Here is a 9,807-nt window from a genome sequence, read left to right as displayed (position 1 = left end):
ATCTTCGAGTTGGTCGACTACGGCGTGGTCGGTGACCTGTTCAGCGTGGTGCCGCAGCTGACCGAGGAGGTCACCGCCCGCAAGGGCTGACCCCCGCAGACCGGCTGTTCCCACCGAGCCCCGCGGTACCACACGGTACCGCGGGGCTTCGTGCGTATGACCGAGCTCACAGCAACGCCCGCGCGGATCCGGACAGTACGGGGAGTGATATCGAGATCCCTCGCCGGGAACACCATGCGACGAACGGGCCGCCCGCTTCTGCCCGCGCCTCGGACCGCCGTCCCCGCGCAGCGCCGTGCGGCGGGGGGCAAGGGGCAGGAGTGGCGTCCGGACATCCAGGGACTGCGGGCCGTGGCGGTCACGATGGTCGTCCTGGCGCACTGCGAAGTGCCGTACCTGGCGGGCGGATACGCCGGCGTGGACGTGTTCTTCGTGATGTCCGGCTTTCTCATCACCACCCTCCTGCTGCGGGAAGTGCTGGCCACCGGCACCGTCTCCCTGCGGACCTTCTACGCCCGCCGGGCGCTGCGTCTGCTGCCCGCGTCCACGATCGTCGTCCTCGTGACGCTGGCCGGTGCGTGGCTGTTCCTGTCGAAGATCCGCTTCACCGAGTACGTCGGGGACGCACTGGGCAGCTCGCTGTACGCCGTGAACTTCCGGCTGGCCGCGGGCGGCACGGACTACTTCGCCCAGAGCGCCCCGCCCTCGCCCTTCCAGCACTTCTGGTCGCTGGCGGTGGAGGAGCAGTTCTACCTGCTGTGGCCGCTGCTCCTGCTGGCCGGTGCGCGCTGCGTCCGGCGACGGCGTCATCTGGCCCTGCCCCTGGTCGCGCTCTGCCTGGTGTCGTTCGGGCTGAGCGTGTGGACGACGCAGGACGCTCCCTCCTGGGCGTACTTCGGCTTCCACACCCGGGCCTGGGAACTCGGCGCCGGTGCGCTGACGTCGCTGGCCGCGGTCCGGCTGCGGCGGCTGCCCGCGCGATGGGCGGCGCCGATGACGTGGGCGGGGCTGGGCGGTGTGCTGCTGTCCGCGGTGGCGTTCGACGCGAACACGGTCTTCCCCGGCTACCACGCCCTGCTGCCGGTGCTCGGGGCGGTGCTCGTCCTGGCGGGCGGCTGCGCGAGGGCACCGTCGTGGGGCGCCCGCGCGCTGCTCGCCCGGCGGCCGATGACCTGGCTGGGCGGGCTCTCGTACGGCTGGTACCTGTGGCACTGGCCGCTGCTGGTCATCGGCCCGATGGCGCTGGGGGTGCCCGCGAGCCCGCTGCTCGGGGTCGGCCTGAGCGCCGGCGCGCTGCTTCTGGCCTGGCTGACGCTCCGGCTGGTCGAGAACCGGGTGCGTTTCCACAAGGCGCTGCGTCGCCGTCCCGGCCGCGGGCTCGCGCTCGGCGCCGCCCTGACGACGGGCGCCGTGGTGGCGACCCTGGTCGCCGCGGTCTTCCCGCCCCCGGTCGACTCCGGCGCGCCCGCGCTCGCCCTCGAGCCCGCGCTCACCGCGGCCCCCGACGCCGGCGAACGGCTCTCGGGGCTGCTGGACACCGCCGCGACGAGCCTGCCCAGCAATCTCCGTCCGGCGCTGGCGGACATCACGTCCCGCCGTTCGGCCGTCTACGAGGACGGCTGCCACCTCAACTACGTCAGCACGGCGACACCGCCGTGCGTGTACGGCGAACCCGGCGCCGATCGCACCGTCGTCCTCTTCGGTGACTCCCACGCGGCGCAGTGGTTCCCCGCGCTGGACCGGCTCGCCAAGGCCCGCCACTGGAAGCTGGTCTCGCTGACCAAGGCCTCCTGCAAGGTGGCCGAGGTGACCACCGTCAACGGGGGCGGGCCGTACAGCAGTTGCGACCAGTGGCGGGCGAAGGCCGTCGCCCGGATCAACGCGCTGCACCCGGCCCTGGTCATCGCCTCCTCCTCCGACGCCGGTACCCCGGACCGGCCGGCGGACGACCCGCTGCGGCAGTGGACCGCCGGGTTCGAGGCCACGTACCGCGCACTCGCGCAGGACGGCACCCGCGTCGTCGCTCTCCTCGACACCCCGTGGCCGCAGGCCGACGCCGTCGACTGCGCGGCCGCCCACCCCCTGCACCTGGACCGCTGTGCCAACCACCTGCCCGGCGCGATCCGAGACCCGGCCCGCGGGGCGGCGATCCGGACGGCCGCGCAGGCGACCGGTGCGACCGTCCTCGACCCCACCCGCTGGTTCTGCACGGACTCGGGCACCTGCCCGGTCGTCGTGGGCGACGTCTTCGTCTACCGCGACGAGAGCCACATGGCCGACGCCTACGCCGAGGCCCTCGCCCCCGTCCTCGGCGACCGCCTGTCCCTGCCCGCGCAGTGAGGGCCGCCGTCCGCGCCTACCCAGGTCTCCCGGGCCCGCGGGTCGCGGCCGCGTCGGTGCCGCCCGCGGCCGGGCGGGCCGCCGACGCGTCGGCGCTCCAGCTGGCGAGCAGCTTCCACGCGTCCCGGGAGGCCTGGTCCTGGGCCGGTAGGTACAGGAAGAGGGTCTGGTCCGTGTCGCCTGGCATGGTGAACGCCTGGTAGTCGATGGACAGGTCACCGACGACCGGGTGGTGGAGCGGCTTGTGCCCGTGGGTGCGGTCGAAGACCTTGTGGTCGGGCCACCAGCGGCGGAAGTCCTCGCTCTTCATCGCCAGCTCGCCGACCAGCTCGGCGGTCCGGGTGTCCTCGGGGTGGCGGCCGGCGTCGAGGCGCAGCACGGCCGTCATCTCCTCGGCGACCTGCGCCCACCGCAGGTAGAGCGCGCGGGGTGCCTCGTCCAGGAGGATCCAGCGGGCGAGGTTGCGCTCCCGCGCGGGCAGCGCGTCGAAGTCGGTCATCAGGGCGCGGCAGAGGTGGTTGGTCGCCAGCACGTCGGTGCGGCGCCCCAGGACGAAGCCGGCCTGGTCGCTGAAGGAGTCCAGGAACCTCCGCAGCCCGGGCCGGACGCGCTGCACGGCCGGCGCCGTTCGTGAGCCCTTGCCGGCTCTGGGTCCGGCGAGGTCGAACAGGTGGGCGCGTTCGGCGTCGTCGAGCCGCAGCGCGGCAGCCACCGCTTCCAGGACCCCGGCGGAGGGGCTGATCTGCCGTCCCTGTTCCAGGCGCGTGTAGTAGTCGGTGCTCACCCCGGCCAGCTGGGCGACCTCTTCCCGGCGCAGCCCCGGCACCCGCCGGTAGGCGCCGCGCTCGGGCAGCCCCGCCGACTCGGGAGTGATGCGGCCGCGGCACCGGCGCAGGAACTCGCTGAGGTCGACGTTTCTGGACATACCCCTATTCTCCCCCCGGGGTGTCGCGGGGTCGCCCGGACAAGGGGGGTCGCTCCGTCCTATGCAACCGGTTCCCTTGCAGGTCAGGGCAGGAAAACGGGGCCTGTGGCCCGGGATGGGCGTGGTGTCCTGGATTGCGCGGGCCGGAGCAGGCATCGGTTCTGGCGACCGAGCGGCCGCCCTCCCGTGCCCCCTTGCCTCCCTCCCCGGCCGCGACGAGCGGCCCCGAAGAAAGTGAGCCGAGATGGCCAGGATCCTGATGGTGCTGTCGGGCGTCGACCACTGGACGCAGACCGACGGCAGCAAGCACCCCAGCGGCTACTGGGCCGAGGAGTTCGTCGTCCCGCACCGCATCCTGACCGAGGCCGGATTCACCGTCGACATCGCCGCCCCGGTGGGCGGCAAGCCGGCCGCCGACCCGGTGAGCCTGCGGGACGACGTCGCCGGACCCGCGGCGGCCGACTACGCCGCGTACATCGAGGACTCGGCCGAGGCGCTCACGAATCCCAAGGCCCTGCCCGACGTCGACACGGCCGACTACGACGCGATCTTCCTGCCCGGCGGGCACGGTCCCATGGAGGACCTGGCCCACGACCCCGACCTCGGCCGCATCCTCATCGAGGCCGACGCCGCAGGGAAGATCATCGCGCCGGTGTGCCACGGCCCGGCCGCGCTCCTCTCGGCGAACCTGCCGGGCGGACGCTGGCTCTTCGCCGGACGCACCCTGACCGTCTTCACCAACGAGGAAGAGCGGATCAACGGCACCTCCGACCAGGCGCCGTGGCTGGTGGAGACCGTCCTCAAGGCACGCGGGGCCACCGTCCGCTCGGCGGGGATCGCCTGGGAGGCGCACGTCGTCGTCGACGGCAACCTCTACTCCGGCCAGAACCCCGCCTCCAGCAAGCCGCTGGCCGAGCGGCTCGTCGCCGCGCTCGCCGGCCGCTGAATCCACTCGGACCTGGAAGCGGCGCGCAGGCTCATCGACCGCAGCCTGGGGGCGGGGGAGCAGGACATCACCCCCGCCGGCCTCGCGCGCCGCATGGGCGTCTCGGTGCGGACGCTGCACCGCGCCTTCGCCGCGGCCGACGACACCGTCATGCGCTGCGTCGGCCGGCGCCGCACCCAGGAGGCCCACGCCGAGATGGTCAGGACCGGCGGAGCGGTGACGATCACGGAGCTCGCCGCGAAGTGGAACTTCTCCGACTCCAGCCACTTCATCCGCCGGTTCAAGGAGCTCTACGGCACCACGCCCGCGGCCTTCGCGAGGAGCCTGCGAAGGGGCCCGACGCGCTAGCCGGGCCGTGGGCGCGGTCCCGGCGGTCTCCCGCCCGGCCCGATCGGGCCGGGCGGCAGACCGTCCGCCGAAGGCCGCCTATGCCGGAGCGGTGAACCAGGTGAGGATCTCCGCGGTGTGGAAGCCCGCCGACGTGCTGACGGGCACACCCATCGCGTTGGAGTAGAGGTAGGCGGTCGTGGCGCCGGCCGCGTGGCCCGCGCGGACGATCTCCGTCGTGATGGCCCGGCCGTGGCCCCGGCGGCGGTGGTCCGGGAGTACGGAGACGTTGTAGACCCCCAGCAGATCACCGCGGACCGCGGCCATGCCCGTTCCCACGGGGACGCCGTCCACCTCCGCCAGGTAGAAGGTGAATCCCTCCGCCTCCGCCAGAGCCGGTTCGGCGAAGACCTCGAACATCTCAGGGGGTACCCCGAAGCCCTCCGCCATGATCTTCGCGTACAGGCCGAGCTCATCGGCCCGCACGGCGCGGACGCGCAAGGGACCGGCGGCCGGCTGCGGCGGTGTGCCCGCGTCAGACCGTCTGACCATCAGGGGCTGCACGCTGATGTGGGTCAGCCCGTGACGTGCCGCCACCGCGCTGATCCGCGGCCCCGGGACGCCGCGCACCTGGATGCTCCAGGGCAGTCCCCTCCGGCTCGCGCTCGCGGCCAGTGCCTCGACGACGTCGGGGTCCGGCTCCAGGTCGGGGCTGACGACACCGTTCAGCGCCGCGACCGGGGCGCCGGAGACGGCCAGAACGGTGTCGTCCGGTTCTCTTCTGCTGTCACCGGTCGCAACGGCCGCCAGAGTGTCGCGGACGGCCGTGTACGCGAACACGACCGTCCTGAGCGGGTCGTTCGTATGCATCAACGTGCTTCCTTCCGGTCGCCGGACCGTGCCGGCGAGCCGTTGAGATGTCCGAGGTCACCGGGACGGCCACCCGTACGACGGGCACGCCGCAGCCGCCGCCGTCCCACAAGGTGCGGCTGAACCCGGCCCCTGCCCCAAACCATCACGCCACCCAGGGGCGGGGCTAGAACATGGGCGCCAGACTCTTTTCCGGGCTGCCGCCCCGCGGCGTCCCTTACCCCGGAGGTAATCGACGCCTTCGGGCCGCCCCGGCAGGGTGGACGTACCGGCGGACGGGGTGGCGCACTCCACTGCGTCCGCCGGGCCGACCACGACGAGGGTGAGGAACCGACATGACGCAGAACCGGTACGAGACCGCGGTGGCCCGGTACTTCGAGGCATGGAACGCCGGAGGCGCCGAGGCACGGGTCAAGGCCGTGGCCGCCGCGTGGAGCGAGGACGGCGGGTACACCGACCCGCTGGCCGACGTCACCGGGCACGAGGCCGTCAGCGCGCTGATCGGCGGGGTGGCGGAGCAGTTCCCGGGGCTGGTGTTCACGCTCACCGGGAGCGTGGACGGGCACCACGACATCGCGCGGTTCTCCTGGGAGCTGGGGCCGGAGGGCGCGCCCGCGGGGACGGCGCCGGTGGCCGGGTCGGACGTGATCACGCTGGCCGAGGACGGCCGGATCCGCTCGGTCAGCGGCTTCCTGGACCGGATTCCGCAGGTGTGACGGACGGCGTCCCCGCCCGCAGGGCTGCGGCGGTCTCCGGGTCGGCGGGCAGGAAGGTCTCGATCGCCAGCTCGGAGACCGTCACGTCCATGGGGGTGTTGAAGGTGGCGGCCGTGGAGAGGAACGACAGCTCCCGGCCCCCGTGGACCACGCGCAGCGGCAGCGCGAAGGGGGCGTGCGGGCCGTCCGCCGCCGGCGGCTCCGGGCGGGCGCCGTCGACCGGGTAGGCCGCCAGCTCCTCGTACAGCCGGCGCAGCGGCGCGTAGCCGCTCATCGTGATCTGGCGCTCGATGCGCTCCAGCAGATGACCGCGCCACTGGCGGAAATTGAAGATGCGCGGGGCGAGCCCCTGCGGGTGCAGGGTGATCCGCATCGCGTTCATCGGGGGCCGCAGCAGGTGCTCGGCGACGCCGTCGAGGAGCAGGGCGACGCCGCGGTTCGCGGCCACGACGTCGTACATGCCGTCCAGGACCAGCGCCGGGTTCGGGTCGTACGCGGCCAGCAGCCGGTCGAGGCTGTCGCGCAGCGGGTCCATGGCCGGGTCCCGCAGCGGGGTCTCGGGGAAGGAGGGGGCGTAACCGGCCGCCACCAGCAGGGTGTTGCGCTCCCGGACCGGTACCTCCAGGTGCTCGGCCAGCCGCAGCACCATGGCCTGGCTGGGGCGCGCGCGGCCGGTCTCGATGAAGCTGATGTGCCGGGCCGAGCTGTCGGCCCGGAGCGCGAGTTCCAGTTGGCTGATCCGCCGCCGTTCCCGCCAGCCGCGCAGCAGGGTGCCCACCCCCGCGACGGACGGGCCGGGGCCGGCCGTGGTCGTCGTCATGAGGGGACCGTAACGCAGGTGCGCGGTGCGGGTGGCCGTGCTCTGATGCATTGATGGAGCGGGAACCGCAGATCGACATCGGGGAGCACGAGGGGCCGACGCCCTGGGCGGACCGGGCGTGGCGGCGCGACGCCCTCGCCTGGGCGGAGGAGGCCATCGCCGGGCGCGGTCTGCGGCCGCGGGCGCGGGAGGAGTGGCTGGCCCGGCTGCGCCCCTGGTCGGTGGTCGTGCGCATCCCCACCGCGTCGGGGGAGACGGTGTGGTTCAAGGCGAACCCGCCCGGCTCCGCCTTCGAGCCCGCGCTGACCCGGGCGCTGCACGGGTGGGTGCCGGGCCGGGTGCTGGCGCCGCTGGCCGTGGACACCGCGCGCGCCTGGGCGCTGCTGCCGGACGGCGGCCCGCTGCTGGCCGGCACCGCGGACCGGCCGGGTGGCAGCCCCTACTACTGGGAGGCCCCGCTGCGCGCCTACGCAGCGCTGCAGCGTGCCACCGCGCACCGCGCGCAGGAGATGGCCGCGCTCGGTGTGCCCGACCTGCGGCCGGCGCGGCTGCCGGAGCTGCTGGACGAGCTGATCCACCGCACGGACGCGCCCTCCGAGGTCCGGGCCGTCCGCCCGCGTTTCGTGGACTGGTGCGAGGAACTGGACGGATCCGGCATCGGCGCGGCGCTCGACCACGCAGATCTGCACGAGGATCAGGTCTTCCACCGCGGCGACGCCTATGTCTTCTTCGACTGGGGCGACGCGGCCCTGGCCCACCCCTTCACCAGCCTGCTCGTGACCGCCCGGATGGCGCACCGGCGGTACGGCGCGGACGGCCCGGACGTGGTGGCCCGGCTGCGCGACCGCTACCTGGAGTCCTGGGGCGGCGAGGGCCACGACCTGCCCGCGTTGCGCCGGCTGGCGAGCCTGGCGTGCCGGGTCGGCGCGGTCGGCCGGGCGCACACCTGGGGCCGGGTCTTCCCGGCCGCGGGCACCGGCACCGCGTCCGGCACCGCGTCGGGCAGCGCGTCCGGCGCCGCGTCCGGCACGGTGCCGGTCGAGCGCATGGCGCTGTGGCTCGGCGAACTCCTCAACGAGCCGCCGCTGTAGGGGAGTCCGGGGCCGGGGCCCGGTCCGGGTCCTTGGCGAGGGCGATCAGCCGGTAGACCGGATCGGGCCGCGGCCTGTCCTGGTCCGGCAGCGCCGCCAGGCGCCCGGCCAGCACGTCGGTGTCCCCCTCGCCCAGCACGAGCGCGGAGGCGAACTGGCCCGCGGCGATCCGCGCGGCCAGGTCGCGCGGGGCCCGGCCCTGGCCGTGGCCGGTGAAGCGGGTCTCCCCGGCCGGGCGCAGCCCGTGCGCGGCGGCGTGCCGCAACAGCGGCTCCTCGGCGTCGTACGGCTCCTGCCGCCTGAAGGGCCCGAGCAGGGTGTCGATGTCGCTGCCCACGTCGTGCCCGGCGTCCTTGTCGACGGTGGTGACCAGCACCCCGCCGGGTCGCAGCACCCGCGCGCACTCCGCGATCACCCGCGGTGCGAACGGCAGCAGGTGCAGCACCCACACCGTGGACACCGCGTCCAGTGAACCCGCCGCGAACGGCAGCCGGCGGAGGTCGGCGACCACGACGCCGGGTCCGACGCGGGCCCTGGCCATCCGTGCCATGGCGGCGGCGCGGTCCGCTCCCAGCACGCGCAGCCCGGGCCGTGCGTACCGCTCCGTCACCAGGCCCGTTCCGCACCCCGCGTCCAGCAGCGTGCGCGCCTCCCCGGGCACCAGCCCGAGCACCGCCGCGGCGGCGGCCCGGGCCCGTGGTGTCCCGCCCCGGGTGGCGTCGTAGCGGGCGGCCTCCTGCTCGTAGTCCAGCACGACGGCAGGGTAGACCCGGGTCGGCGCGGGGGGCAGGGCCGGGCGGCACGTGGGCGTGACCGCGGGGCGCGCGCGGACCCCGAAGTGCGGGTGCGTGGGGGGCGGATGCGCGGAGGGCGGCGGACCGGGTCACCGGTCCGCCGCCCTCCTGCTGTGCGGTGCGAGGCGCCGTCAGTTGAAGGCGGACGGGTCGGGGCCGAGGCGGCCGCCGTTGTCGAGGGCGTCGATCGCCGCCAGGTCCTCGGCGTCCAGCGTGAAGCCGAAGACGTCGAAGTTCTCCTTGATCCGCGCGGGGGTCACGGACTTGGGGATGACCACGTTGCCGAGCTGGAGGTGCCAGCGCAGCACGATCTGCGCCGGGCTCCTGCCGTGCTTGGCGGCCACCGCCGCGAGCGCCGGCTCGTCGAGCAGGCCGCGGCCCTGGCCGAGCGGCGACCACGCCTCGGTGGCGATGCCGTGGGCCGCGCCGAAGGCGCGCAGTTCGGCCTGCGGGAGGTTCGGGTGCAGCTCGATCTGGTTGACGGCGGGCACGACGCCGCCCTCGTCGAGCAGGTGCTGCAACTGCGCGACGGGGAAGTTCGAGACGCCGATGGCACGGGCCCGGCCGTCGGCGTGGATCTTCTCCAGCGCGCGCCAGGTCTCCAGGTACAGGCCGCGCGCGGGGGTCGGCCAGTGGATCAGGTACAGGTCGACGTAGTCGAGGCCGAGCTTGGCCAGGGAGGCGTCGAAGGCGCGCAGCGCGTTCTCGTGGCCCTGGTCGGTGTTCCACAGCTTGGTGGTGACGAACAGGTCCTCGCGGGCGATGCCGGAGGCGGCGATGGCGCGGCCGGTGCCCTGCTCGTTGCGGTACAGCGCGGCGGTGTCGATGCTGCGGTAGCCGGCTTCCAGGGCCGTGCCGACGGCGTCCGCGGCCTCGTCGTCCGGAACCTGCCAGACGCCGAAGCCGAGCTGCGGCATCGTGACGCCGTTGTTGAGGGTGATGTCGGGGACCGTGCTCACAGGCGGCTGATCCTTTGGG

General features: G+C 74.3%; 10 protein-coding genes. 5 read left to right on the top strand and 5 right to left on the bottom strand.

The window, feature by feature from the left end; all coding sequences use genetic code 11:
• Positions 1-204: 204 nt before the first annotated feature.
• Positions 205-2,340, top strand: coding sequence for an acyltransferase family protein (locus ACFYXS_RS38200; protein ID WP_389256401.1), 2,136 nt, complete (start codon positions 205-207; stop codon positions 2,338-2,340).
• Between the two features lie 16 nt (positions 2,341-2,356).
• Here the strand turns inward: ACFYXS_RS38200 and ACFYXS_RS38195 are convergent, their stop codons facing one another.
• Positions 2,357-3,265, bottom strand: coding sequence for a helix-turn-helix transcriptional regulator (locus ACFYXS_RS38195; RefSeq protein ID WP_389256400.1), 909 nt, complete (start codon positions 3,263-3,265; stop codon positions 2,357-2,359).
• 244 nt (positions 3,266-3,509) lie between these two features.
• On the opposite strand from ACFYXS_RS38195, the gene ACFYXS_RS38190 reads away from it, so the two are divergent.
• Both ACFYXS_RS38190 and ACFYXS_RS38185 read left to right on the top strand, forming a co-directional pair.
• Positions 3,510-4,211 (top strand): type 1 glutamine amidotransferase domain-containing protein, encoded by a 702-nt coding sequence (locus ACFYXS_RS38190; protein ID WP_389256399.1) that lies wholly within the window; start codon positions 3,510-3,512, stop codon positions 4,209-4,211.
• Positions 4,212-4,304: 93 nt separating this feature from the next.
• Positions 4,305-4,559: a helix-turn-helix domain-containing protein gene (locus ACFYXS_RS38185; RefSeq protein ID WP_389256398.1), complete on the top strand. Its 255-nt coding sequence runs from the start codon at positions 4,305-4,307 to the stop codon at positions 4,557-4,559.
• A gap of 78 nt (positions 4,560-4,637) precedes the next feature.
• Here the strand turns inward: ACFYXS_RS38185 and ACFYXS_RS38180 are convergent, their stop codons facing one another.
• Positions 4,638-5,408 (bottom strand): GNAT family N-acetyltransferase, encoded by a 771-nt coding sequence (locus ACFYXS_RS38180; RefSeq protein WP_389256397.1) that lies wholly within the window; start codon positions 5,406-5,408, stop codon positions 4,638-4,640.
• Between the two features lie 335 nt (positions 5,409-5,743).
• On the opposite strand from ACFYXS_RS38180, the gene ACFYXS_RS38175 reads away from it, so the two are divergent.
• Positions 5,744-6,124, top strand: coding sequence for a nuclear transport factor 2 family protein (locus ACFYXS_RS38175; protein ID WP_389256396.1), 381 nt, complete (start codon positions 5,744-5,746; stop codon positions 6,122-6,124).
• Here ACFYXS_RS38175 and ACFYXS_RS38170 read toward each other — a convergent pair.
• Positions 6,090-6,944: a helix-turn-helix domain-containing protein gene (locus tag ACFYXS_RS38170; protein ID WP_389256395.1), complete on the bottom strand. Its 855-nt coding sequence runs from the start codon at positions 6,942-6,944 to the stop codon at positions 6,090-6,092. The two genes, ACFYXS_RS38175 and ACFYXS_RS38170, sit on opposite strands and share 35 nt — an antisense overlap.
• A gap of 53 nt (positions 6,945-6,997) precedes the next feature.
• Here ACFYXS_RS38170 and ACFYXS_RS38165 point away from each other — a divergent pair, with 53 nt between their 5' ends.
• Entirely contained in the window at positions 6,998-8,035 is a 1,038-nt protein-coding gene (locus tag ACFYXS_RS38165) for an aminoglycoside phosphotransferase family protein (RefSeq protein ID WP_389256394.1), read from the top strand.
• Here ACFYXS_RS38165 and ACFYXS_RS38160 read toward each other — a convergent pair.
• Both ACFYXS_RS38160 and ACFYXS_RS38155 read right to left on the bottom strand, forming a co-directional pair.
• Positions 8,016-8,789 carry a class I SAM-dependent methyltransferase gene (locus ACFYXS_RS38160; protein WP_389256393.1) on the bottom strand — a complete coding sequence of 258 codons (774 nt, stop codon included), beginning with the start codon at positions 8,787-8,789 and terminating at the stop codon, positions 8,016-8,018. The two genes, ACFYXS_RS38165 and ACFYXS_RS38160, sit on opposite strands and share 20 nt — an antisense overlap.
• 171 nt (positions 8,790-8,960) lie before the next feature.
• The gene (locus tag ACFYXS_RS38155) at positions 8,961-9,788 is read right to left on the bottom strand and encodes an aldo/keto reductase (RefSeq protein ID WP_389256392.1); all 828 of its coding nucleotides are present in this window, start codon (positions 9,786-9,788) and stop codon (positions 8,961-8,963) included.
• Between the last annotated feature and the right edge of the window lie 19 nt (positions 9,789-9,807).

This window comes from Streptomyces sp. NPDC002574 (genome assembly GCF_042889545.1).
GTDB lineage: Bacteria > Actinomycetota > Actinomycetes > Streptomycetales > Streptomycetaceae > Actinacidiphila.
This window is presented reverse-complemented; position numbering and strand designations above follow the sequence as displayed.